The 23870-nt window shown below is 65.7% G+C and carries 22 protein-coding genes; 17 read left to right on the top strand and 5 right to left on the bottom strand.

Annotated features, from left to right (window positions below; all coding sequences use genetic code 11):
• Positions 1-52: 52 nt before the first annotated feature.
• From V5A19_RS05100 to V5A19_RS05040, 13 genes are all read left to right on the top strand, one after another.
• A complete protein-coding gene (locus V5A19_RS05100) occupies positions 53-454 on the top strand; it encodes an ATP synthase subunit I (RefSeq protein ID WP_332317456.1) in 402 nt (133 codons plus the stop codon).
• A gap of 22 nt (positions 455-476) precedes the next feature.
• Positions 477-1259 (top strand): F0F1 ATP synthase subunit A, encoded by a 783-nt coding sequence (gene atpB, locus V5A19_RS05095; RefSeq protein WP_332317457.1) that lies wholly within the window; start codon positions 477-479, stop codon positions 1257-1259.
• A gap of 57 nt (positions 1260-1316) precedes the next feature.
• The gene (gene atpE, locus V5A19_RS05090; RefSeq protein ID WP_054964908.1) at positions 1317-1571 is read left to right on the top strand and encodes a F0F1 ATP synthase subunit C; all 255 of its coding nucleotides are present in this window, start codon (positions 1317-1319) and stop codon (positions 1569-1571) included.
• Between the two features lie 74 nt (positions 1572-1645).
• Positions 1646-2116: a F0F1 ATP synthase subunit B gene (locus V5A19_RS05085; RefSeq protein ID WP_332317458.1), complete on the top strand. Its 471-nt coding sequence runs from the start codon at positions 1646-1648 to the stop codon at positions 2114-2116.
• A gap of 10 nt (positions 2117-2126) precedes the next feature.
• Positions 2127-2663 (top strand): F0F1 ATP synthase subunit delta, encoded by a 537-nt coding sequence (locus V5A19_RS05080; RefSeq protein WP_332317459.1) that lies wholly within the window; start codon positions 2127-2129, stop codon positions 2661-2663.
• A gap of 46 nt (positions 2664-2709) precedes the next feature.
• Positions 2710-4248 carry a F0F1 ATP synthase subunit alpha gene (atpA, locus tag V5A19_RS05075; RefSeq protein ID WP_443081394.1) on the top strand — a complete coding sequence of 513 codons (1539 nt, stop codon included), beginning with the start codon at positions 2710-2712 and terminating at the stop codon, positions 4246-4248.
• A 44-nt stretch (positions 4249-4292) separates the two neighbouring features.
• Positions 4293-5156 carry a F0F1 ATP synthase subunit gamma gene (gene atpG, locus V5A19_RS05070; RefSeq protein ID WP_332317461.1) on the top strand — a complete coding sequence of 288 codons (864 nt, stop codon included), beginning with the start codon at positions 4293-4295 and terminating at the stop codon, positions 5154-5156.
• Positions 5157-5228: 72 nt separating this feature from the next.
• The gene (atpD, locus tag V5A19_RS05065; protein ID WP_332317462.1) at positions 5229-6629 is read left to right on the top strand and encodes a F0F1 ATP synthase subunit beta; all 1401 of its coding nucleotides are present in this window, start codon (positions 5229-5231) and stop codon (positions 6627-6629) included.
• 75 nt (positions 6630-6704) lie between these two features.
• A complete protein-coding gene (locus V5A19_RS05060; RefSeq protein ID WP_443081395.1) occupies positions 6705-7130 on the top strand; it encodes a F0F1 ATP synthase subunit epsilon in 426 nt (141 codons plus the stop codon).
• Between the two features lie 100 nt (positions 7131-7230).
• Positions 7231-8613: a bifunctional UDP-N-acetylglucosamine diphosphorylase/glucosamine-1-phosphate N-acetyltransferase GlmU gene (gene glmU / locus V5A19_RS05055; RefSeq protein ID WP_332317464.1), complete on the top strand. Its 1383-nt coding sequence runs from the start codon at positions 7231-7233 to the stop codon at positions 8611-8613.
• Complete coding sequence (gene glmS, locus V5A19_RS05050; protein ID WP_332317465.1) at positions 8614-10446, top strand: glutamine--fructose-6-phosphate transaminase (isomerizing); 1833 nt, start codon at positions 8614-8616, stop codon at positions 10444-10446.
• 47 nt (positions 10447-10493) lie between these two features.
• Entirely contained in the window at positions 10494-12251 is a 1758-nt protein-coding gene (locus V5A19_RS05045; protein WP_332317466.1) for a chloride channel protein, read from the top strand.
• Positions 12244-14388 carry a UvrD-helicase domain-containing protein gene (locus V5A19_RS05040; protein WP_332317467.1) on the top strand — a complete coding sequence of 715 codons (2145 nt, stop codon included), beginning with the start codon at positions 12244-12246 and terminating at the stop codon, positions 14386-14388. Before V5A19_RS05045 ends, V5A19_RS05040 begins: the two co-directional genes overlap by 8 nt.
• A 283-nt stretch (positions 14389-14671) precedes the next feature.
• Here V5A19_RS05040 and V5A19_RS05035 read toward each other — a convergent pair whose 3' ends face one another.
• The 3 genes from V5A19_RS05035 to V5A19_RS05025 all read right to left on the bottom strand — a co-directional run bounded on the left by V5A19_RS05035 (position 14672) and on the right by V5A19_RS05025 (position 16799).
• The gene (locus V5A19_RS05035) at positions 14672-15640 is read right to left on the bottom strand and encodes a homoserine kinase (protein ID WP_332317468.1); all 969 of its coding nucleotides are present in this window, start codon (positions 15638-15640) and stop codon (positions 14672-14674) included.
• A gap of 44 nt (positions 15641-15684) precedes the next feature.
• Entirely contained in the window at positions 15685-16014 is a 330-nt protein-coding gene (locus V5A19_RS05030) for a DUF2782 domain-containing protein (protein ID WP_332317469.1), read from the bottom strand.
• 65 nt (positions 16015-16079) lie between these two features.
• Entirely contained in the window at positions 16080-16799 is a 720-nt protein-coding gene (locus V5A19_RS05025; protein WP_332317470.1) for a TIGR00730 family Rossman fold protein, read from the bottom strand.
• A gap of 77 nt (positions 16800-16876) precedes the next feature.
• On the opposite strand from V5A19_RS05025, the gene polA reads away from it, so the two are divergent.
• The 4 genes from polA (at position 16877) to V5A19_RS05005 (ending at position 21790) form a co-directional block, all read left to right on the top strand.
• Positions 16877-19573 carry a DNA polymerase I gene (gene polA / locus V5A19_RS05020; protein ID WP_332317471.1) on the top strand — a complete coding sequence of 899 codons (2697 nt, stop codon included), beginning with the start codon at positions 16877-16879 and terminating at the stop codon, positions 19571-19573.
• A 112-nt stretch (positions 19574-19685) separates the two neighbouring features.
• A complete protein-coding gene (locus V5A19_RS05015; RefSeq protein WP_332317472.1) occupies positions 19686-20255 on the top strand; it encodes an endonuclease dU in 570 nt (189 codons plus the stop codon).
• Positions 20256-20338: 83 nt separating this feature from the next.
• Complete coding sequence (locus tag V5A19_RS05010) at positions 20339-21088, top strand: MBL fold metallo-hydrolase (RefSeq protein WP_332317473.1); 750 nt, start codon at positions 20339-20341, stop codon at positions 21086-21088.
• Positions 21089-21235: 147 nt separating this feature from the next.
• Entirely contained in the window at positions 21236-21790 is a 555-nt protein-coding gene (locus V5A19_RS05005; RefSeq protein WP_332317474.1) for a hydrolase, read from the top strand.
• 865 nt (positions 21791-22655) lie between these two features.
• Here V5A19_RS05005 and V5A19_RS05000 read toward each other — a convergent pair.
• Positions 22656-22985, bottom strand: a complete 330-nt coding sequence (locus tag V5A19_RS05000) for a hypothetical protein (protein WP_332317475.1) — start codon at positions 22983-22985, stop codon at positions 22656-22658.
• 18 nt (positions 22986-23003) lie between these two features.
• Complete coding sequence (locus V5A19_RS04995; protein ID WP_332327724.1) at positions 23004-23462, bottom strand: YaiI/YqxD family protein; 459 nt, start codon at positions 23460-23462, stop codon at positions 23004-23006.
• Between the last annotated feature and the right edge of the window lie 408 nt (positions 23463-23870).

The raw sequence follows: 23870 nt of genomic DNA, 5'->3' as shown, positions 1-23870 counted from the left end.
AGTCCTCCCTTTGGGGCGCGCCGCTCCGCCGCCCAGAACCTGGGAGAAGCCCGTGCCTTACCAGCGGCAATTGGTCAATCAGACGGGCCGCCTGATCGCCATCCAGGTGGTCCTGGTGGGCGCAGGGGCCGCGGCCGTGGCCTGGGTCGGCCACGGCGACTGGGCCAAGGGGATGGCCTACGGAGCCGGCCTGTCGGCCCTGCTGGCCGCCATGCTGTCGGCGAGTCTGCAGCGCGCAGCTGAACGGGCCGGGGACAACGGGGCGACGGTCTTGTACTGCGGAGCGGTGGAGCGTTTTGTGGCGGTAATTGCGGGGGTCGTCGCCGCTGCCACCGTATTCCAACTGCACATCGGCGGCGTGGTTCTAGGCCTGATCCTGGCCCACGTCGTTAGCTTTATCGAGGCGGCCCGGGCTTTCGGAGGACCGGGCGCGGCCAGGCGCGGAACCGAATAACAGCGGGAGCAGGGAGCCAACGGTGAGCACCGGGAACGTAGCCGGCGAAGAGGCCCACAAGGGCTACATCGAGCACCACATCACTAACTGGACCTTCGGTGACGGGTTGATGGCCATCAATCTGGACACCATGATCATGTCCATCGTTTCCGGTCTGCTCATCATCGTCTTCGGCCGGTACGTCCAGAAAGGAATCACCGAGGGGGTGCCCAGTGGCATCCAGAACTTCATGGAGATGATCGTGGAGTTCGTCAACAAGAACGTCGAGGACAACTTCCCGGGGCACAACCCGATCGTGGCTCCCATCGCCATCACGGTGTTCCTATGGATCTTTTTGATGAATTTCTTCGACATCGTCCCGGTGGACCTCATCCCGGGCTTGGTCGAAGCTGCCGGGGCCGACAATTTCCGGGCCGTGGCCACGGCGGACCTCAACGTTCCCATGGGCATGGCCCTGGTGATCTTCCTCCTGACCATCTTCTACAGCTTCAAGGTAAAGGGAGGCGAGTTCGCCAAGGAGTTCCTGGTCCATCCCTTCGGGAAATTCCTGTTTCCCATCAACATCATCATGAAGCTGGTGGAGGAACTGGCGAAGCCCCTGTCCCTGGGTCTTCGTCTGTTCGGCAATCTCTTCGCTGGAGAGCTGATCTATATCCTGATCGCTTTCCTCCTCCCCTGGTGGCTGCATTGGCTGGGCGGCCTGCCATGGACCATCTTCCACGTTCTGGTCATCATCCTGCAGGCCTTCATCTTCATGGTGCTGTCGATCGTCTACCTGGCCATGGCCGTTTCCCCCGAGGAATAAGCCCACGCTACGCCAACTTTAAATTCTTCCACGCTTCGCCAACCGCAGGAGGATTCGATGGAACCTGCCACCATCATCACCGCCGCCACCGCTATCGCCGTGGGCATCATCCTCGGTGCCGCCGGCCTGGGCTCGGCCCTCGGCTGGGGCATGATCACCTCCAAGGCCCTGGAGGGCATCGCCCGCCAGCCGGAGATGCGGCCCCAGCTCCTGACCAACACCTTCATCTTCGCCGGTTTGATGGAGTCCTTCCCCTTCATCGTGCTGGCGCTGGCCCTGTGGTTCGTGTTCGCCAACCCGTTCCTGGGCTAGCGAACGCACCCGGCACCCGGGCGGCGTAGGCCGCCCGGCTTGCGTCGTTCGGGACCAATCATAGGGGTACGACCGTGAACCTGAATCTGACCCTGATCGGCCAGGCGATCACCTTCGTGATCTTCATTTGGCTGTTCCAGCGGTACGTTTACGCTCCCATCAACGCTGCCCTGGCCAATCGCCAGCAGAAGATCCAGGAGGGCCTGGAGGCGGCCGAGAAGGGCGAAAAGGAGCAGGAGCTCGCCGAGAAGCGGGCCAAGGACACCATCGCCGAGGCCAAGGAAAAAGCCAACGAGATGGTGGCGGCCGCCGAGCGGCGGGCCAACGAGATCCGTGAGGAAGCCGCCGGCGAGGCCCGGCAGGAAGCCGACCGGATCGTGGCCAACGCCCGCGAGGAGGTTGACCAGGACCTCAACCGGGCGCGCCAAGAGCTTAAACAGAAGGTGGCCGACCTGGCGGTGGAAGGCGCCGAGCAGATCCTGGAGCGCGAGATCGACGCCCAGGCCCACTCCGACGTTCTCGACCGCTTAGTCGAGCGCCTATAAGGAGGGCCCCATGGCCGACGCCTATACCATAGCCCGGCCCTACGCCGAGGCGGTCTTCGAGCTGGCCAAGGACCACGGGACCTTCCAGGAATGGGAAGAAGCCTTGCCCCTAATGGCGGCCATTAGCAGCGACGAGAGAATGGAGAAGCTGCTGACCAATCCCCGGGTCCCCCAGGAGCGTAAGGAGCAGCTTTTCCGGGAAGTCGCGGGAGAACGGATGGATAAGGAGGCCGCGCGGTTGCTCGACACCCTGTTCGCCAACGACCGGGTGGCCGTTCTGCCCGAAATCCACGAGATCTATCAGGCTTTGCGCCGCAGCGCCCAAGGAGAGGTCCACGCGGTGATCACCGCGGCCCAAGCCTTGTCGGCCGAGCAGCAGCAGACCATTGCCGACCGCCTTGAAAGGCGGCTGGGCCAGAAGGTCACCGTGGAAAGCCAGGTGGACCAGTCCTTGATGGCAGGCCTCGTCATCCGGGCAGGCGATCTGGTGATTGACGGTTCCGTCCGGGGCGGACTGGAGCAGCTCCGTAACCAATTAAAAGCCTGAAAACGGGCCTAAAGCCTGAAAAGGCCGTGAGGATAGGGGAATATTGGTGCAACTGAACACCTCGGAAATCAGCGAACTGATCCGTAAGCAGATCGAAGGCTTCGAGCAGGACCTCGAAGCCCGCAGCGAGGGCACGGTGGTTGCCGTCCAGGACGGCATCATCAAGGCCCACGGCATCGAGGACGTCATGCAGGGTGAGATGCTGGAGTTCCCCAACAACACCTTCGGCATGGCGCTCAACCTCGAGCGCGACGCCGTAGGCGGGGTGGTTCTCGGCGACTATACCCACATCCGTGAGGGCGATACCGTCAAGGCCACCGGTCGCATCATGCAGGTTCCGGTGGGCGAGACCCTGGTCGGCCGGGTGGTGAACCCCCTGGGTGAGCCTATCGACGGCAAGGGCCCCATCGAGCCAACCGGCCACGAGCCCATCGAGAAGATAGCCCCGGGAGTGATCGCCCGCGAGGGCGTGGACCAGCCCCTGCAAACCGGCATCAAGGCGCTCGACTCCATGGTCCCCATCGGCCGCGGGCAGCGTGAGCTGATCATCGGCGACCGCCAGACCGGCAAGACCGCGGTGGCGGTGGACACCATCATCAACCAGAAGGGTGCGGGGGTGACCTGTATCTACGTCGCCGTGGGCCAGAAGGCCTCCTCGGTGGCGCAGGTGGTGGCCAAGCTGGAGCAAGAGGGCGCCTTGGACCACACCATCGTGGTCGCCGCCAACGCCTCCGAGTCCGCCACCCTCCAGTACATCGCTCCCTACGCCGGCTGTTCCATGGGCGAGTACTTCCGCGACCGCGGCCAGGACGCGATGATCGTCTACGACGACCTAACCAAGCAGGCATGGGCCTACCGCCAGGTATCCCTGCTGCTGCGCCGGCCCCCCGGCCGCGAGGCCTACCCCGGCGACATTTTCTACCTCCACAGCCGGCTGCTGGAACGGGCCGCCCGGGTCAATGCCAAGTTTGTGGAAGACAAGACCGACAGCGAGGTGACCGGGCAGACCGGGTCCCTGACCGCCCTGCCCATCATCGAGACCCAGGCCGGCGACGTCTCCGCGTTCGTGCCGACCAACGTCATCTCCATCACCGATGGCCAGATCTATCTGGAGTCGGACCTGTTCAACTCGGGCATCCGGCCGGCCATCAATGCCGGGCTGTCGGTGTCGCGGGTGGGTGGCTCGGCCCAGACCGGGATCATCAAGAAGCTGGCCGGCGGCATCCGGACGGACCTCGCCCAATACCGCGAGCTGGCGGCATTCGCCCAGTTCGCCTCGGATCTTGACGAGGCCACCCGCAACCAGATCGAGCGGGGCAAGCGGGTGACAGAGCTGATGAAGCAGGGTCAGTACCAGCCCCTGTCGGTGCCGGAGATGGCCGTTTCCCTGTTCGCCGCCAACGAGGGCTACCTCGACGATATCGAGGTGGAGAAGATTGTGGACACCGAAAAGGCCCTGCATGAGTACATGCATTCCCAGCAGAAGGCCCTGATGGACAAGGTCGCCTCGGAGCTCAAGCTGACCGACGAGATCCAGTCCGGCCTACACGAGGCCCTCAAGGACTTCAAGGAGAAGCACGCCTAATAACCTCAAAAGGTTAGACGGCCTGCCAACGAGCGGAGAACGGGATGCCGAGCTCCAAGGACATCAAGAAGCAAATCGGCTCCATCGAAAACACGAAGAAGATCACTTCGGCGATGGAGATGGTTGCGGCCTCCAAGATGCGGAAGGCGGAAGCCCGCATGCACGCCGCTCGCCCCTACGCCGACAAGATGCGGCAGGTGATAGGGCACGTCGGCCGGGCCCATCCGGAGTATACCCACTCCTTCATGGAGGGGCGGGAGACGAAAAACGCCGGCATCATCATCATCACTTCGGACCGGGGCCTGTGTGGCGGGCTGAATACCAACGTTATGCGGGCGGCAATTAACCTGATGGAGGATCTGCAGAACCAGGAAATCGGCTACCGGGCCGCCGCCCTGGGCAAGAAAAGCCTGCCGGTCCTCAACCGGATCGGAGCTGACATCATGGCGGAGCGCTCGGACCTTGGGGACGCTCCCGAGGTGACCGACATCGCCGGTGCCGTAAGGGTGGTCATGGACGCCTTTACGGCCGGGGAGCTGGACCGGGTCTATCTGGTCTACAACCATTTCGTAAACACTATGACCCAGAGCGTCCAGACCGAGCAGATCCTGCCAATCACCGATGTGGCCGATCCGGATGAGCTGCACTGGGATTACATCTACGAGCCCGAGCCCCAAGCCGTCATCGACGGACTCATGGAGCGTTACGTGGAGTCCCTGGTATTCCACGGCATCGTGGAAAATATCGCCTCCGAGCAGGCGGCCCGGATGGTGGCCATGAAGAGCGCCACCGACAATGCTGAGGACCTCATCGAGGACCTCAAGCTGTCCTACAACAAGGCGCGTCAGGCGGCCATTACCGCCGAGCTCGCGGAGATCACCTCCGGTGCGGCGGCCTTGGAAGGCTGAGACCAGTCGCACCGGGTAAGCGGCGCCCTGGGCGTCGACCGAATTCCCAAGCTAGAGGAAGCGGGCACGACAATGAGCGAATCCACGGGAACTGGAAAGATCGTCCAGATCATTGGTCCGGTGGTGGACGTGGACTTCGAAGAGGGCGGCATGCCCGAAGTCTACGATGCCCTGGAGCTGGTGGACGGCGATTTGATCCTGGAAGTCCAGCAGCACACCGGCGACGGCACCGTCCGTTGCATCGCCATGGGCTCCACCGACGGCCTCAAGCGCGGCATGGAAATGAAGGGCACCGGCGCCCCCATCACCGTGCCAGTGGGCGAGAAGACCCTAGGCCGCATGATGGACGTCCTGGGCAACCCCATCGACGAGGCCGGTCCCGTCCCTCAGGACGAGACCCAGGCCATTCACCAGAGCCCCCCGCCCTACGAGGAGCTGTCGGCCACCGCCGACATCCTGGAGACGGGCATCAAGGTGATCGATCTCATGTGCCCCTTCGCCCGGGGCGGCAAGGTCGGCCTGTTCGGGGGGGCCGGCGTGGGCAAGACGGTGAACATGATGGAGCTGATCCGGAACATCGCAATCGAGCACTCCGGGTACTCCGTTTTCGCAGGCGTCGGGGAGCGCACCCGCGAGGGCAACGACTTCTACTACGAGATGAAGGAGTCGGAGGTCCTCGACAAGGTATCGCTGGTCTACGGCCAGATGAACGAGCCGCCAGGAAACCGCCTGCGCGTCGCGCTAACCGGCCTGACCATCGCGGAGAAGTTCCGCGACGAGGGCCGTGACGTCCTGATGTTCATCGACAACATCTACCGGTACTCGCTGGCGGGTAACGAGGTCTCCGCCCTTCTGGGCCGCATGCCATCGGCGGTGGGCTACCAGCCCACACTGGCCGAGGAGATGGGCGTCTTGCAGGAGCGCATTACCACCACCAAGACCGGCTCCATTACTTCGGTCCAGGCGGTCTACGTGCCGGCGGACGACCTCACCGACCCAGCGCCGGCCACCACGTTCGCCCACCTGGACGCCACCGTGGTGCTGGCCCGTTCCATCGCGGAGCTGGGCATCTACCCGGCAGTGGACCCGCTGGATTCCACCAGCCGCCAGCTGGATCCCCAGATCATCGGCCAGGAGCACTATGACACCGCCCGCCGGGTCCAGCAGGTTCTCCAGCGGTACAAGGAGCTCCAGGACATCATTGCCATCTTGGGTATGGACGAGCTGTCCGAGGAAGACAAGCTGACCGTGGCGCGTGCCCGGAAGATCCAGCGCTTTTTGTCCCAGCCCTTCTTCGTGGCGGAAGTGTTCACCGGCTCGCCGGGCAAGTACGTGGGGCTGGCCGAGACCATCCGCGGCTTTAAGGGCATCGTTGACGGCGAATACGACGAGCTCCCGGAGCAGGCCTTCTACATGGTCGGCACCATCGACGAAGCGGTGGATAAGGCCAACTCCCTCAAGAAGGCCAGTTAAGCCAAGTTCGCCCGGTAGCGATGGGGTTGATCCGTCCGCGGCTACCGGGTTCGATCCTTTGGGAAAGAGGGCGCAATGGGAATGACCATCCACGTCGACGTGGTGAGTGCCGAACGCCAGATCTATTCCGGAACGAGCGAGATGGTTGCCGCCCCGGCCGAGATGGGCGAGGTCGGCATCATGCCCGGCCATTCGCCGCTCATAACCCGTTTAACCCCGGGTGAGGTGCGGGTTCAGCACGAGGGCAGGGACGCAGAGGTGCTGTTCGTTTCCGGCGGCTTCCTGGAGGTCCAGCCTTCGGTGGTGACCATTCTCGCCGATACCGTGGAGCGGGCCCCCGACATCGATGCCGCCGCAGCCGAGGCGGCCAAGCGGCGTGCCGAGCAGGCCCTTGAGGAACAGACTTCCGACATGGAGCTTGCGCGCGCTAAGGCCGAGCTGATGGAAGCCACCGCCCGCCTTCGGGTCTATCGCCGTCACCGTGAGCGGGGCCAGGCCTGAGGTTGTCGGTGGCGCCGACGACGCCGGTACCTGACGGTAACGGGATTCGGGGGCGGCCCATGGCGCGCCCCCTTCCTTTGTCGAAAGGGGAAAAAACGGCATGACGGTAGAGGTGGTGATTTTGGCGGCGGGTCAGGGGACCCGCATGCGCTCCAGCCTGCCCAAGGTGCTCCACCAAGTGGGCGGCCGGTCCATGCTCAGCCACATTATCGACGCGGCTCGGACCCTGGAGCCAGCAACCATCCGCGTGGTGGTCGGCCACGGTGCGGAGGCGGTCAGGGCATCGCTGGGGGCCCCAGAGGTGACTTTGGTAGACCAGCCGGAGCAGCTGGGTACCGGCGATGCGGTTCGCCGCGCCGGGCCGGGTTTCGGCCAGGCCGACTGGGTGGTGGTGCTCAACGCCGATGTTCCGCTGCTGCGAGGCACCACCCTGCGCAAGTGGGTGGCGGACCTTTCGGAAACCAGCGCCGATGTGGGTATCCTTACCGCCCACCCGGCGGATCCCACCGGTTACGGCCGAATCCTGAGGGACGAGGTTGGCGGGGTCGCCGGCATCCGCGAGGAGAAGGACGCAACGCCCGAGGAGCGGGCCATCGGCGAGGTGTTTACCGGCATCATCGCGGTGCGCGGTCCGCGCCTGGGCCCCTGGCTGGACCAGCTGACGGCCGACAACGCCCAGGGCGAGTACTATGTCACCGATGTGGTGGGCATTGCCGCGGTGGAAGGTGGTGTGCACGCCCATGGAGTGGCCGACGCCACGGAGGTCCAGGGGATCAATGATCGCATCCACCTGGCGGCAGCGGAGGCCGCCTATCAACGCCGGGTGGCGGTAGATCTAATGGCCGCGGGTGTGACCCTTCGGGATCCCGAGCGAACCGCTGTCTATGGCCGGGTGGAGCCGGCCCCGGACGTGGTGGTGGATCCGGACTGCCAGTTCGAGGGGGATGTGGTCCTAGGCGAAGGTGTCCACATTGGTCCGGGCTGCCTTCTTCGCAACTGCCGCCTGAAGGCCGGCGCGGTGGTGGAGGCCCGGAGCCACATCGACGGCGCGGTGGTGGGCGAAGGGGCCACGGTGGGCCCCTTCGCCCGGTTGCGAAGTGGCACGGTGCTCGAGGAGGGCGCCAAGGTGGGCAATTTCGTGGAGACCAAAAACGCCCACCTGCATTATGGGGTCAAGGCCAATCACCTGTCCTACGTGGGGGATGCCGAGGTCGGTGCTGGGGCCAACCTGGGCGCGGGAACCATAACCTGCAACTTCGACGGCCACCGCAAGCATGGTACCAGCATAGGCGCTGGGGCTTTCATCGGCTCGGCGGTGCAGCTCGTGGCGCCGATAACCGTAGGCGAGGGGGCTACCATCGGCGCCGGCTCCACCATCACCAAGCATGCCCCCGCTCACGCGCTAACCCTTTCCCGTGCCAGAGCGGTTACCCGCTATGACTGGAAGCGCCCCGAGCAGCGCGGGCCGGAGGAGCCGGAATAGATGTGCGGCATCATTGGCGGAGTGGGCGAGCGCAATATGGTCCCGGTTTTGCTGGAGGGCCTGTCCCGGCTGGAGTACCGGGGCTACGACAGCGCCGGGCTGGCGGTGGCGGGCGACGCGGGGCTGGTCCGCCGTCGCTGCGAGGGCAAGGTGGGGGCCCTGGAGCAAGCCCTTAGCGGTGACCAGGTCGCCGGCCACACTGGCATCGCCCACACCCGTTGGGCCACCCACGGCAGCCCCTGCGCCGGCAACGCCCATCCCCACACCGCCGCCGATCGGGTGGCGGTGGTCCACAACGGCATCATCGAGAACCACACCGAGCTACGCGTCGAGCTGGAAGCCGACGGCTATGTCTTCGCCTCCCAGACCGACACCGAGACCATCCCCTACCTCATTCACCGCGAGCTGGCGGCGGGCACGGACCTGTTCGACGCCCTGCGCAGGGTGGCCCACCGCCTGAAGGGGGCCTACGCCCTGGCAGGTGTGGACGCCCACCACCCGGGGCGCATCGTGGCCGCCCGCAAGGGCAGCCCCCTGTTGCTCGGGGTGGGCGTGGGCGAGCATTTCCTCGCCTCGGACGCCGCCGCCCTGGTGCCGGTGACCCAGGAGCTGGTGGATCTGGCCGACGGCGACTTCGTCGAGCTCAACGGGGACGGTTTCACCGTCACCGACATCGACGGCACCCCGCAGGAGCGGGCGGTGCGCACCAGCCACATCCGGGTGGACCAGGTAGAGCGGGGCGAGTATCGCCACTTCATGCAAAAGGAGATCTTCGAGCAGCCCGCTGCCATCGCCGAGACCCTGGAGGGCCGCCTGGACCACCCCGATTGGGGTTTCGAAGACATCGCCCCGGGCCTATCGGCAACCTGGTCGGGGGTGGCGGAGGTGCTCATCCTGGCCTGCGGCACCAGCTACCACGCCGCCGCGGTGGCCCGCTACTGGCTGGAAGCCCAGGCCGGCGTCCCCACCACCGTGGAGATCGCCTCGGAGTTCCGCTACCGGGACCCGGTGGTGCGCCCCGGCACGGTAATCATCGCCATCTCCCAAAGCGGCGAGACCGCCGACACCCTGGCGGCCGTGCAGGAGCTCAAGAGCCGGGGCCACGGCCCCATCTTGAGTATATGCAACGTGCGCGAGAGCTCGCTGGCGCGCGCGGCGGACACCACCGTGTTTACCGAGGCCGGTCCCGAGATTGGTGTGGCCTCCACCAAGGCCTTCACCACCCAGCTCACGGTGCTGGCCCTGCTCACCGCCGCGGCGGCCAAGGAGAGCCAGGGCGCGGCTTGGGCCGAACCCGCCACCTGGCGGGAAGAGCTGCGGTCCTTGCCCGGCCGGATCCATAGTATACTAGAGCTGGATCGGCCCATGCGCCAGGTGGCGGCGCGGCTCCTGCACAGGGAGCACGCCCTGTTCCTGGGCCGCGGCGCGTTCTACCCCATCGCCCTGGAAGGCGCGCTCAAGCTCAAGGAGATCAGCTACATCCACGCCGAGGCTTATCCCGCCGGCGAGCTCAAGCACGGCCCCCTGGCGTTGGTGGACGAGGAAATGCCGGTGTTCGTCCTGGCCCCCAATAACCAGCTGCTGGACAAGGTCCTGGCCAACCTGGAGGAGGTGCGCACCCGCGGCGGCGATGTAGTGGTGCTCACCGAGCCTGGGCAGGGCCCGCCGGCGGGCGAGGGCATGGCGGTGGTGGAGCTGCCCGATCCGGGTGAGCTGCTGGCGCCCGTGCTGTACACCGTGCCGCTGCAGCTTCTGGCTTACCATACCGCCGTGCTCAAGGGCACGGACGTGGATCAGCCGCGCAACCTGGCCAAATCGGTTACGGTGGAATAACGCCGACAGGTCCGGCTTTTCCCCAATCCCCTCGGCCGCGAGGGCCCATGGACCTTCCCAAGCTGTTACGCACCTGGAGCGAGCACTGGAGCCTCCGGCTAATGCTGCTGGGGGTGTTCGTGGGCATCCTGGCGGGAGCGGTGGTTCTCCTGTTTCGCGTGGCCATCGGCGAGGCCGCCTACTGGGTAACCCTGGGCGAGGGCTTTGCCGGCCTCCCGGCCTGGGGGCGGCTCCTGTTACCCGCCGCCGGCGGCTTGGCCGTGGGCCTGCTGGCCACCTTTGTCTTTCCCCGCCATTCGGACGTCGGCGTCAGCAGGGTGCTGGAGCAGGTGGCCTACGGTGCCAGCCACCTGGGCGCCCGCAGCGCCTTCGCCCAGTTCCTGTTCGGTGTCCTGGCCATCGGCTCGGGCCATTCCGTAGGCCGGGAAGGGCCCTCCATCCACATGGGGGCGGCCATTGGCTCCCAGGTGGGCCAGTACCTCAACATCGACCCCGACCATCTGCGCATCCTGGTGGCGGCAGGTGCGGCCGGGGCCTTCGCAGGGGCCCTGGATATCCCCCTGGCCGGGGTGGTGTTCGCCCTGGAAGTGATCCTGGGCGAATACACCCTGATCTTGTTTGCCCCGGTGGTGGTGAGCGCCGTTCTTGCCACGGTAGTGGCGCAGATGGGCATAGGCCGCGGGCTGGTGCTGGAGGTTCCGCAAGTGGCCACCCATCCCTTGCCCCTGTTGCCGCTGGACTGGGTTATCGGCCTAGGGGCGGCCCTGATGTCCTTTTTCCTCCTGCGGGGGCTGGAGGGGGTGTACCACCTGAAGGAGCGGGTGGCGGTACCCACCTGGGCCCTACCGGCCCTGGGTGGCCTGGGGGTCGGCCTATTGGCGGTGGCGGTTCCGGGGATCATGGGCGTCAGTTACGGCCTGTTGGAAGACGTGTTTGCCGGCTCACTGACATTATTGGGCATGGCCGCCCTGCTGGTGGCCAAGCTAGCGGCCACTACCATTAGCCTGGGAACGCAGTCCCGGGGTGGTGCCATTGGCCCTTCCTTGTTCATGGGCGCCCTGCTGGGCGCCATACTGGCGGAGATGGCCCGGGCGGTGGTGCCAATGGAAGTGGGCGGTACCGCCATCTGGGCCATCATTGGCATGGCCGCGGGCATGGCAGCCATCCTTAACGCTCCCTTCAGCGCCATTGTGGCGGTCTTCGAGCTGGTCCAGAACCCGGCGGTGATCCTCCCGGTCATGCTGGCTACGGTGACCGCGGCGGTTACCTCGCGAGACTGGTTCAAGGCCCAGTCCGTTTTCGCCTGGACCCTACACCTGCGGGAGCTGTCCGAGCCCGCCCTGCCGGAGGCCGGACAGAAGTGCACCATCCCGGTAAACGAGGTCATGGTTAGCGACTTCCGGAGCCTGCCGTTGCGGGCCAGCCATGAGGAATTGGAAAAGGCCACAGCGGATTCGGGGATTCAGGCGGTATTTCCGGTGTCCGACGAGGAGGCGCAATTCCTGGGCCTGGTGGACCTGACCGGCCTCCTTCAGGCGGGCTTGGTGGCCCCGGACGATGAGGGCCTGATCGATCTAGGGCCCTACTTGCATCGGTCCGAGGACCTGCGCAACCTCTATCCTGGCGATGGGGCCGTCAAGGCCATGGACCTGATGGCCTCCTACGGCCTGCAGGGCTTCCCCGTGCGCTCCCCCCGTGATGCGGCCGTGGTGGTGGGCCTGGTCAACCGCAATGAGGTGGTCGCGGCCTGCATGGAACAAATGCAAAACAATCAGCAAGAGCAAGAGACCGGGATCGATGTTTGACGGCCTCAACCAGCAGCAGCAGGAGGCGGTGAGTCTGCCCGAAGGCCCCAGCCTGATCCTGGCCGGGGCGGGCAGCGGTAAGACGCGTGTCTTGACGCACCGTATCGCCTTCCTGGTGGGCCACCTGGGGGAACCGCCGGGCTCGGTGCTGGCAGTGACCTTCACCAACAAGGCGGCGCGCGAGATGCGGGAGCGGGTGGAGGACCTGCTTGGAATCAGCGTCGTCAACCTGTGGATCGGTACCTTCCATGGTCTGTGCCACCGAATGCTGCGGGCACACCATCAGGCCCTGGATCTTCCGGCCGATTTCCAGATTCTGGACGCCGAGGACCAGAAGCGCATGGTCAAGCGGGTCGTCCGTGACGCCGGGGTAGACGAGAAGGCCTTTGATCCGCGCCGCGTCCAGGGGGCCATCAACGCTCTCAAGGAAGACGGCCAAACCCCGGCGGAGGCCGAGGCTGGGGACAACGATGCCACCATGGTCGCCCTCTACCGCCGTTACCAGGCCGCCCTCCACCGCTCGGGGCTGGTGGATTTCGGCGACCTCCTGCTGCGCACCCAGGAGCTATTCCGCAAGCAGCCCGAAGTGGCCGCCCACTATCGCGATCGTTTCCGCCACGTCCTGGTGGACGAATTCCAGGACACCAATCGTGTGCAGCACTTGTGGTTAAGCAACTTGCTGGCCAAGGGGGACGACCTCTTCGCCGTGGGCGACGATGACCAGTCCATTTACGGCTGGCGCGGTGCCCGCGTAGAGCACGTGCTGAACTTTTCCGACCATTACCCGGCGGCCCAGGTGGTGCGGCTGGAGCGCAATTACCGCTCCACTCAGCCCATCCTGGCCGCCGCCAACGACGTCATCGGCCACAACACGGGCCGGATGGGCAAGGAGCTGTGGACCGAGGCCAGCGATGGGCCGCTCCCCGCTTGGTTGGCGGCGCCCACCGAGCGGGAGGAGGCCCAGTACGTGGTGCGCGAGATCCAGAAATGGGTGGAGGCCGGCCACCCGCGCTCCGACTGTGCCGTCCTCTACCGCTCCCACGCCCAGTCCCGCCAGTTCGAAGAGGCCCTGCTCGGGGCCGGTTTGCCCTATCGGGTTTATGGCGGTATGCGCTTCTTCGAGCGCGCCGAGATCAAGGACGCCCTGGCCTACCTGCGGCTGCTGCGCAATCCGCACGATGACGCCAGCTTTGATCGGGTGGTGAATCACCCCAGCCGTGGCGTGGGCGAAAAATCCCTGGCAACGGTACGCGCCGCCGCCGGCGGCGACTCCCTGTGGACCGGGGCGCAGCGGGCCCTGACCGAGAGCCGGTTGCGGGGCAAGGCGGCCACCGGTCTGGAAGGCTTCATTCGCCTTGTCGACGAGCTGCGCGAGACTTCCCATACCGCGGCCTTGGGCGATCTGGTTGAGCGGGTCCTGCGGCGAACGGGTCTGGCCGAGGCGCTGGCGGCCAAGGGCGATGCCGAGGCCGACAACCGGGTGGAGAACCTGGAGGAGATGGTCAGCGCCGCCGAACAGTTCGCCGAGGACGAGATTGCCGGCGAGGACGACGCCCTGTCCGCCTTCCTCGCCCATACCGCCCTGGAGGCCGGCGAGGGCCGTGCTGACCCCGATGAGGATGCGGTCCAGCTGATGTCCCTGCACGCCGCCAAGGGCCTGGAGTTCCGCAAGGTCTTCCTGACCGGCATGGAGGAGGGCTTGTTCCCCCATTTCCGGACCCTGGACGACGACGTCGCCCTGGAAGAGGAGCGCCGGCTTTGCTACGTGGGCATGACGCGGGCTATGCAGGAGCTGACCCTGACCATGGCCCAGCGCCGGCGGCTCCACGGCCGGGAGCAGACCAACCCGCCGTCCCGGTTCGTCGAGGAGATCGCCCCGGACAAGCTCAAGGACCTGACACCCAAGCCCGAGATCCAGCTCGGCGGCATGGCCGCCCCCGGGGCCGACCCTATGGGAGGCCGGGAAGCGCCGCCGTTCCCCCCGGGAGAAGGGGTCCGCCATCCTCGCTTCGGGGCCGGGGTGGTCATGGCCTGCGAGGGTGCCGGGCCCAAGGGCCGGGTCCGGGTGTTCTTCCGTGAGCTCGGCGAGGAGAAGTGGCTGATTACCGAGTACGCGGGACTGGAAAGGCTTGAGTGAGGGGTGAGACGTGAGGTGTGAGGGGTAAAGGCAGCACCAACGGCGTTATCCGCAGATTACCCCGATGAACGCAGATGGAAGGCAAGGCCGTTAATAAAATGAATCAGGAAAATAATCTAAAAGCCTGAGTTTACCGAAAAGCCTGGCCCAATAGGGTCGGAGGCAGGGCCCATCGGCAGTTCTCTGCCGTTTTCGGTTTTCATCTGCGGCCATCTGTGTCATCTGCGGATAACGCTTGCGCCGTACCGCCTTGGCCGTTACGCCTCACTACTCACCCCCTCACTCAGTCAACGACATCCTTCGGCCAGCCCATCCAGGCGTTGCGGGGCAGGTCGCGGCGGGCCTCCAGGATGGCCCGGAAGTGCTCGGGGTCCTTGGTGGAGGTGATTTCCCCGGCACGCGGGTGGTGGTAGTCCCACAGCCGGGAGAGCCAGAAGCGCAGGGCGGCCCCGCGCAACATCACCGGCCACAGGGCCTCCTCGTTACGCGCCAGCGGGCGTTCGGCGTGGTAGTGGTGGAGCAGGGCCTTGGCCCGGTAGGGATTGAGGGTGCCGTCGGGGTGGATGCACCAGTCGTTGGCGACGATGGCCAAGTCGAATGCGAGGACGTCACTGCAGGCGTAGTAGAAGTCGATCACCCCGGTAAGCTCGCCTTCCTGGAACAGCGCGTTGTCGTGGAAGAGGTCGGCGTGGATGACCCCCCGGGGCAGATCGATCCGGCGGTTATGATACTGGTAGGTGAGCTCGTCTTCCACCAATCGCTGCTCGTCCGCTTCCAGGTCCCCTTCCAGGGCAGCGGCAGTATCCTGCCACCAGGACGGCCCGCGCGGATTGGGCCGGGAGCGGGGGAATTCCTGACCGGCGCGGTGCATGCGGCCGAGAACAGAACCCACTGCCGCGCAATGCTCGACGCCCGGGTAATAAACAGTGCGGCCCGGTAGCTTGGTGACGATCGCTGCGGGACGGTTGGCCAGGTAGCGCAGGTAATTGCCGTCGTCGTCGGCAACCGGACGCGGGACAGGCAGGCTGCGGTCGCCTAGGAAGGCCATGAGGTTCAGAAAAAAGGGCAGGTCTTCCTCGGGCACCCGCTCGAACAGGGTCAGCACGTACTCGTCGCGATCGGTTACCAGGAAGTAGTTGGTGTTCTCCACCCCCTGGGAGATACCCACCAGCTCCAAGGGCGTTCCCACCCGGCTGAAATGCCCGATGAAGGTTTCCAGCTGCTCCTGGCTGACCGAGGTGTAGACCGACACTAAGCAGGTTCCTTAACCGTTTGCGCCGTGGGGGCCGGCGCGGCTTACCACTCGAAGATGGTCCACTGGGGCACGGCGATATCGGGCCCCATGCGGCGGTCCCATGAGCCATCGCCGGTGCGGTCCACGAGGTAATAAGGCGGACCCACGTCGGGATCCACCTTGATCATGTAAACCCGGCCACCGGAACGGTATTCGGTGATGGTCATGTCCTTCTGCTGGATGATGGTCACCTCGGGGTCGCCTTCACCCGGGGCGATGCGGTGCTCCGGGGGGATGTCACCCCCTTCCTGCTCCTGGGCGGTAACCCCAGCCGGCAAAGTCAGAAAAAGGCCTGGAAGTAGGATAGCGGAGCGCAGGAAGGTAGAGTACATGATCGATACCGTGGAAGGCGCGAGGTTGAAGGAATGATACCAGGGTTAGCGGTCCTGGATGGAATTCAGAATTCGGGCTCGGCCTGTTCCCGGGACGGGCCGTTCTCGCGCTGGTAGAAGTCGAGGATTAGGCGGACCACATCGTCGGGGTCGTCGCGCACCTGAAACAGCTCCAAGTCCTCGGCGGTGATGACACCTTGGGCCTTCAGACTGTCCTCGAACCAGTCAATTAGCCCCTGCCAGAAGGATCTGCCCACTAGGATGGTGGGGAAGCGCCGGCTCTTGCCCGTTTGCTGCAGGGTCAAGGCCTCCACCAGCTCATCGAGGGTACCGAAGCCGCCTGGCATGACCACGTAGGCGGTGGCGTATTTCACGAACATCACCTTGCGGGCGAAGAAATGGCGGAACTGGAGCTGCCGGGTCTGGAAGCCGTTGGCTTGCTGCTCGTGGGGAAGATCGATGTTGAGGCCAATGCTTTCGCCCCCTCCTCCCCAGGCACCACGGTTGGCGGCCTCCATCAGGCCCGGTCCGCCGCCGCTGATGATGGAGAAGCCTTGGCTGGCCAGGCGGCGGGCGATCTCGGCCGTAATTGGGTAGTAGGGACTGTCCTCGCCGATGCGGGAGGAGCCGAAAATAGTGACGGCCGGCTCCACGTCCGCCAAATTCTCAAAGCCATGGCTGAACTCGGCCATGATCTCGTCGTTCCAGGCGCTGTTGGCCGCCGAGGCGCCGGGATGGATGAATTCCCGCGCTAGCCCTGACAAAGAATCGGCCTGATCTTTCATGATACCTTCGTGCCTCTGGAAGCAACGGCTCAGGGACCGTAGACCGGTCCCGGTCAAAGCAAGAGAGCATACCGCCTATGGCGAGCACCGGGCAAAACACGGATAGCAGCCTCATCTTCCTGGTGGACGGCAGCTCCTACATCTTTCGCGCTTATCATGCCCTGCCCGACCTCTCCAATTCCCGGGGCCTGAGCACCGGCGCTGCCTACGGTTTCGCCCAGATGGTGCTCAAGTTGATCCAGGATTACGCCCCCGACGAGCTCGGCGTGGTGTTCGATCCCAAGGGCCCCACCTTCCGGGTCGACCTGTTCGAGGACTACAAAGCCAACCGGCCTCCCATGCCCGAAGACCTGGCGGAGCAGCTGCCCTACATCCACCGTCTGGCGGCCGCCTTTGGTCTGCCCGTGCTGGTGGAGGACGGCGTGGAGGCCGACGATGTCATCGGCACCCTGGCGGCCCAGGCCGAAACCCTCGGCCGGGAGGTCATGATCGTTACCGGCGACAAGGACATGGCCCAGCTCGTGGACGACAAGACCCTCCTTTTGGACACCATGAAGGACCGCCTGATTAACGAGGACGCGGTTCGCGAGCGCTGGGGGGTGGGACCGGAGGCCGTGGCTGACTTCCTGGCCCTGGTGGGCGACAAGGTGGACAACATCCCCGGGGTGCCCGGGGTGGGTGAGAAGACGGCCGCCAAGCTGCTGCAGACCTACGGTTGCCTAGAAGGTTTGCTTGCCCACGCCGACGAGCTAACCGGCAAGGTGGGCGAGCGCATCCGCGAGCACGCCGAGCAGCTGCAGCTGAACAAGGACCTTACTACCATCCGCTGCGGCCTGAATCTCGACCGCACATTGGCCGATCTGACCCGGGGCGAGGAGGCCACCGACGAGCTGCGCGCCCTGTTCCGGGACCTAGAGTTCACCAGCATGCTGCGGGCCCTGGGCAACGGCGAGGAGGCCGGACCGGCCGCCGATTACCACGCCGTCACCGACGAGGTCGCCCTCACCGAGCTAGCCGAAGGTTTGGCTGGAGCCGAGCACTTCGCTTTCGATACCGAGACCACCACCCTGTCGGCGGTGCGCGCCGATCTGGTGGGCCTTTCCTTCGCCAGAGAGGCGGGGGCGGCCTACTACGTGCCGGTGGGGCACAGCGGGGAGGGCAGCGCCGACCAGCTGGATCCGGAGCGGGCACGCCGGGCCCTGGCCCACGCCCTTGCCGGCGGCGCCGTCAAGATCGGCCAGAACCTCAAGTACGACCTGTCGGTGCTCCAACGCGCCGGCTGGGCGGTGGCCGGCCCCTTCGAAGACACCATGCTCATGAGCTACGTCCTCAACCCCACCCGCCACAGCCACGACATGGACACCCTCGCCAGCGAGCGGTTGGGTCGGACCACCACCAAGTACACCGAGGTGGCCGGCAAGGGCGCCAAGCAGGTGACCTTCGACCAGGTGCCGGTGGCGGAGGCGGTGACGTACGCCAGCGAGGACGCCGAGATCACCTTGGCGCTGTACCGGGACCTGGCCCCGGACCTGGCGGCCGAGCCTCGACTGGAGGCCCTCTACCGCGACTTGGAGCTGCCGCTCATGCCCGTGCTGGCGCGCATGGAGCGCACCGGGGTGCGCCTGGATCTGGGGCTGCTGGGCGAGCTGTCCGAGGAGCTGGCCGGGGAGATGGCGCGCACCCAGGAACAGGCCTTCGCCCTTGCGGACCGCGAGTTCAACCTCAATTCGCCCAAGCAGATCCAGGCGCTGCTGTTCGACGAGCAGGAACTGCCGGTGGCCAAGCGCACGCCCAAGGGGGCACCGTCCACCAACGAGGAGGTCCTGAGCCAGCTGGCCGAGCACTACCCCCTGCCGGCGCGCATCCTGGAATACCGCGGCCTGGCCAAGCTCAAGTCCACCTACACCGACGCCCTGCCCAAATTGGTGAACCCGGACACGGGCCGGGTCCACACCAGCTACCATCAGGCCAACACCGCCACCGGCCGTCTTTCCTCGGCGGAGCCAAACCTCCAGAACATCCCGGTGCGCAGCGAGCAGGGCAGGCGCATCCGCAAGGCCTTCGTCCCGGCCGAGGGCTGGACCATGGTGGCGGCCGACTACTCCCAGATCGAGCTGCGGCTTATGGCCCACCTCTCCGGCGACGAGCGCCTGCGGCAAGCCTTCGCCGAAGGCGAGGATATCCACGCAGCCACTGCCGCCGAGGTCTTCGGCGTCGATGGCGGGGAGGTGTCCTCGGCCGCCCGCCGGGCCGCCAAAACCATCAATTTCGGCCTGATCTACGGCATGTCCGCCTGGGGCCTGGCGCAGCAGCTGGAGATCGGGAACGACGAAGCCCAGGCCTACATCGATGCCTACTTCGAGCGCTATCCGGGAGTGCGGGGGTACATGGACCAGGCCCGGGAGCAGGTGCGCGCCACCGGCTATGTGGAGACCCTGCGCGGCCGGCGCATCTACATCCCGGACATCCAGTCCAGCAATCCCGGTTTGCGCGCTGCCGCCGAGCGCCAGGCAATCAATGCCCCACTGCAGGGAACGGCGGCCGACATCATCAAGCAGGCCATGATCAATGTGGCGGCCTGGCTTTGGGATCAGGACCTAGTCGCTCGCCTGCTCATGCAGGTCCACGACGAGCTGGTTCTGGAGTGTCCGCCTGGCGAGCTGGAGCGTCTGCAGAACGGGCTACCCGGCCTCATGACCACCGGAGTCGATGATCTGGAAGTGCCCCTGGAAGTGGAGTTGGGCACGGGGGCCAACTGGGAAGAGGCCCACTGAGGGCCGGGGCCGTCTTGTAGGAGCGACCTCCTTGTTGCGACCGATGCGGCCGCGAAGGCGAATCGCGGCGGGGACCCCGCTTCAATAAGAGCCCATTCCGGGATGGCTCGCCATGACCGATTATCGCTTCAGTCATGCTGTCGGTTTCGACGACGCCCCCTTTGATCGAGGGTCGCGAGATCCGGTACAGGTGGTGGGAACGGTGTTCGCTGGCGACCGCCTCGACGGCGTTCTTTCGGGAACGGTGGCTCGCGATGGCGCCGACGCCACCGCCGAGCTGGTCCGGCTGGTGGCCACTTCCCGGTTCTATCCCCAGCTCCAGCTGGTGTTTCTGCAGGGGATCGCCTTTGCCGGGTTCAATATAGTGGACGTCCGCCTGCTTTACCACGCCCTGAACCTGCCGGCCGTGATCGTGGCCCGGCGGGCCCCCGACCTCGCCGCCATGGAACGGGCTCTAACAGCCAAGGTGCCCGAGGGCGCGCGCAAATGGCGTACCATCCAGCGCACCGGGGCCATGGAGTCGGTGGCCGGAATCCACCTGCAGCGGGCGGGCCTGTCGGCGGCCGAAGCCGAGGCGGCCGTGCGGCGCTGGGCCCTCCGCGGTAGTATCCCAGAGCCCCTGCGGGTAGCCCATTTGGTCGCCGGTGGCCTCGGCGACGGCCACAGCCGGGGCCGGGCCTAGCGGGGGAAACCCGCGGCCACACCGGTTGCTCCAAGGCCCAGAAACAGCCTGTGGCGTTGAATCGCAATGAAGGAAAGCCATCCATGATATTCCGGCAACTGTTCGAGGGCATTTCCAGCACCTACACCTATCTGATCGCCAGCGAGGAGACCGGTCGGGCCCTGCTCGTCGATCCGGTGCTACCCACCTGGCAGCGGGATCTCGAGGTGATCAGCGAGCTGGGCCTGTCACTGGCCTACACGGTTGAGACCCACATCCACGCCGACCACATCACTTCGGCCAAGATGCTCAAGCAGGAGGCCGGTAGCCGTATCGCGGGCCCGGCCTTGGACGGCCTGTCCTGCACCGAGGCACCCCTTGCGGACGGCATCCCGTTCACAGTCGACGACATCGGGCTGGAGCCCATCCATACGCCGGGGCACACCGATAACCACCTGGCCTATCGCGTGGCCGACCGGGTACTAACCGGCGATGCCCTGATGATCGACGGCTGCGGCCGCACCGATTTCCAGAACGGCGATGCCGGAACGCTCTACGATAGCGTTACCGGGCGCCTGTTCGCCCTGTCCGATGACACCCTGGTGTTCCCTGCGCACGATTACAACGGCCGTCACGTATCCTCCATTGCTCAGGAGAAGGAGCGCAATCCGCGGTTGGGCTCGGGCAAAACTCGGTCGGAGTTCATCGAGATCATGAACGATCTCAACCTGCCTTATCCCAAGTTCATTGATTACGCCGTTCCCGGTAACCAGGATTGCGGCGAGTGTCCCGAGGATATTCCGGCCCATCTGGAGCAGTACTGCGGCCAAATGGGGGAAAGTCCCCAGGGCTGACGGCACCATTGGATGCCACACTGGCACGGCCCCGGCCGAGGGCATGCCGGTGTCGGGTGGCTTCGGCCACCCCTGTCCCTCGACTCGGGTTGGGGTATCATGCCACCCAGCTAACCGCTTGGCCCCATCCCTTCGCCGGAGGCTGTCATGACCCTCGCCCGCGCCGAGGACTCCCATCTGGTCATCGTGGATATCCAGGAGAAGCTGGCCCCGGCCATGCCCCCGGATGCCCGGCGTGAGGTACTGGCCACGGTGCAGACCCTGCTGACCGCCGCCAAGGAGCTGGCCATTCCGGTGGTCGTCACTGAGCAGTACCCCAAAGGGCTGGGGGAAACCATTCCCGAAGTGAGCAGCCACTTTCCAGAGAATGCCGCCTTCATCGCCAAGGACAGTTTCTCCTGTTGCGGCGAGGCGCGCTTCACCGAGGCCTTGTCGGCGACCGGCCGCAATCAGGTGGTGATTGCCGGCATGGAGGCCCACGTGTGCGTGGTGCAGACCGCGGTCGAGTTGCTGGAGGCGGGCTACACCCCCTTTGTCGTCGCCGATGGGGTATGCTCGCGGCGGCCGGCGCACCAGGCCAACGCCCTCGACCGCCTGCGCGCTCTAGGGGTGCCGGTGTCCAATGTGGAGTCGGTGTTGTTCGAATGGCTGCAACGGGCGGGAACGGACCAATTCCGCCAGCTGGCCCGGCTCATCCGTTAGTCCCATGCACCGATGACCGGAAGATACGTTTAAGCTGGGTCAGGTTACCCTTATGGGCCGGCCCTGGCTGCGAAATGTCCGCTGATTTGATCTCGTAAAGCTCGCCGTGGCGTATCGTGGACACTTTATCCCAGCCGGCCCGGGTAGCCACCTGCTTGGGCCATAAGCGATTGCCGGACCTGCAGCCGACGAGGATGGCCGGGGACCGCCGCACGACCTCCTGAGGATAGGCCAGATCCGCTCCCGGCCGGCACCCTTCGGTGCCTGGTCAGGCAAGCAATCCTCACCCCCAGGTGGATCAGCTCCGATATTCAGTCGATCCCGACGATCGGGGGGGGGGCGCCCACTCCTAGAAATAGACCCGGGCCCGCTCACATCACGCTGTTTGAACACACGAACCGCCACATCCGCCCGGATTAGCCCGGCAGCGATGTCGGCCGGTAGAGCCGAGAGCCCTGGCACCAGAGCGGGCTCGAGGGCCAGAATGAGGCCGGTCTTGGCGCTGGTGAACGCCGACACCCGCGGCTAACCCGGCGGGCCGACGGGGATGGCACACTGAACCCGGAGATGCCGGCGATGCGTCCAGGTTCCCGAGGGGATAAAGGGCCTCGGGGTTGTCCTCGGTCAGCCAGACGATCCCCTCAGGTGATGCAGGCAGTGCCTACGGCAATGGTCGCCTGCTAGTCGTTACGGCAAGGGGATGTGGGCCGTCAGGCAGCAACTTGGGTGTGCCTGCCGGGGCCCCGGGCTTTTGGCCCGGAGGGCAGGAATTAAGGGGGCAGAAGAAGGCTGGTCAAAGTGGCTGCCCAGGGCTCCAGGCAAACAGCTCGGGGGGCTTTCCTGCGGGAGATGCGGGCGGATCCCTTCAGTGCCGTCGCTCGCGTGAGCGCACTGCCAGATCCGCCGGTTTGTCGGCGATCCAAGCCACGAAGCGGGCGATCTCGGGATGGGCCAGGAGGGCCTCGCAGGTGTTGTATTCGTGGGCCAGCTGCTTCTCGGAGAGAGTGGCGTGGATGTGGCGATGGCAGGGCTCGCATACCCAGATCACCCCCGCCTGCATGCCCTCCCGACCGAAGCGGCGGCGGGCCCACTTGCGGTTGTGCATGGCGCGCGGGATCAGATGATGCTTGGTCAGGGGCGGACCCCGCCGCCCGCATAGGGCGCAGGCTTCCCCATGGTGGGCTTCGGTGGCCATTGCCGCGGCAGCCTTCTCTCAGTCGTTGGGGCCCGTTTGGCGGGCCAGCCAGCGGTCCAGGGCGTTGGCGAAGGCCTGGCGGTCGCGTTGGGACTCCGGCGCCGGCCCACCCCCGGCCAGCCCGGCGCCGCGCATGGACTCCATGAAATCCCGCATGGACAGCTGCTGGCGCACCGATTCAGCGGTATATTCCTCCCCCCGTGGCGAGATAGCCAAGGCGCCCCGCTCGACTACCTGTGCCGCCAACGGGACGTCGGCGGTAACCACCAGATCGGAGGTTGCCACGTGGTCCGCTATATAGTGGTCGGCGACTTCCGCCCCCGCAGAGACCCGCACGAAGGAGGCGTTGGCCGCCTTGGGCTCGGGCATATCGCGGTTGGCGACCATGACCACCGGCATCCCAGTACGTCGGGAGGCTTTGAGAACAATCTCGCGCACCGCGCCGGGACAGGCGTCGGCATCCACCCAGATGGTCACTGCGGCCTCCTTCCTCCCAGTCCTAACTGGCTCATTATACGCCATTTCCGGTCCGGGCCACCACGGGAGGGGGCCACGCGGCTTCCCGAGGAGCGCCTAAAAGTAACCGCTCCCAGGCGTTGCCCGGAGCCGAGCCGGGTGCTGAGCCGTGCTGGGCATGCGGGGCGCTGCTCCGGGATTGGAGTTGACCCGAATTCGTGGATACCCAATCCTTTGGTCGGAAGGCGTGAGCCACGATGGCAGCAACCTTACCAATGTATTCCGCGGCATGCCGCGAGCAGATGGTCGAGCTGGTGCTCTCAGGGCGGAGCCCGGCCGAGTTTGCCAAAGCGTTTGAGCCCTCGGCGCAGACCATCCGCACCTGGTTTTTCCAGGCCGAGCGTGATGCCGGCAACCGCTCCGACGGCC

Source organism: Thiohalorhabdus sp., from assembly GCF_036628635.1.
Taxonomy (GTDB): domain Bacteria; phylum Pseudomonadota; class Gammaproteobacteria; order Thiohalorhabdales; family Thiohalorhabdaceae; genus Thiohalorhabdus.
The sequence above is the reverse complement of the archived record's forward strand: the minus strand, read 5'-3'. Positions and strand labels throughout refer to the sequence as shown.

Excerpts from the sequence above, each read along its gene's own strand:
- atpE (WP_054964908.1), top strand. The coding sequence starts at position 1,317 with ATGGAACCTGCCACCATCATCACCGCCGCCACCGCTATCGCCGTGGGC.
- V5A19_RS05080 (WP_332317459.1), top strand. The coding sequence starts at position 2,127 with ATGGCCGACGCCTATACCATAGCCCGGCCCTACGCCGAGGCGGTCTTC.
- atpG (WP_332317461.1), top strand. The coding sequence starts at position 4,293 with ATGCCGAGCTCCAAGGACATCAAGAAGCAAATCGGCTCCATCGAAAAC.
- atpD (WP_332317462.1), top strand. The coding sequence starts at position 5,229 with ATGAGCGAATCCACGGGAACTGGAAAGATCGTCCAGATCATTGGTCCG.
- V5A19_RS05060 (WP_443081395.1), top strand. The coding sequence starts at position 6,705 with ATGGGAATGACCATCCACGTCGACGTGGTGAGTGCCGAACGCCAGATC.
- glmU (WP_332317464.1), top strand. The coding sequence starts at position 7,231 with ATGACGGTAGAGGTGGTGATTTTGGCGGCGGGTCAGGGGACCCGCATG.
- glmS (WP_332317465.1), top strand. The coding sequence starts at position 8,614 with ATGTGCGGCATCATTGGCGGAGTGGGCGAGCGCAATATGGTCCCGGTT.
- V5A19_RS05045 (WP_332317466.1), top strand. The coding sequence starts at position 10,494 with ATGGACCTTCCCAAGCTGTTACGCACCTGGAGCGAGCACTGGAGCCTC.
- V5A19_RS05040 (WP_332317467.1), top strand. The coding sequence starts at position 12,244 with ATGTTTGACGGCCTCAACCAGCAGCAGCAGGAGGCGGTGAGTCTGCCC.
- V5A19_RS05030 (WP_332317469.1), bottom strand. The coding sequence starts at position 16,014 with ATGTACTCTACCTTCCTGCGCTCCGCTATCCTACTTCCAGGCCTTTTT.
- V5A19_RS05025 (WP_332317470.1), bottom strand. The coding sequence starts at position 16,799 with ATGAAAGATCAGGCCGATTCTTTGTCAGGGCTAGCGCGGGAATTCATC.
- polA (WP_332317471.1), top strand. The coding sequence starts at position 16,877 with ATGGCGAGCACCGGGCAAAACACGGATAGCAGCCTCATCTTCCTGGTG.
- V5A19_RS05015 (WP_332317472.1), top strand. The coding sequence starts at position 19,686 with ATGACCGATTATCGCTTCAGTCATGCTGTCGGTTTCGACGACGCCCCC.
- V5A19_RS05010 (WP_332317473.1), top strand. The coding sequence starts at position 20,339 with ATGATATTCCGGCAACTGTTCGAGGGCATTTCCAGCACCTACACCTAT.
- V5A19_RS05005 (WP_332317474.1), top strand. The coding sequence starts at position 21,236 with ATGACCCTCGCCCGCGCCGAGGACTCCCATCTGGTCATCGTGGATATC.
- V5A19_RS05000 (WP_332317475.1), bottom strand. The coding sequence starts at position 22,985 with ATGGCCACCGAAGCCCACCATGGGGAAGCCTGCGCCCTATGCGGGCGG.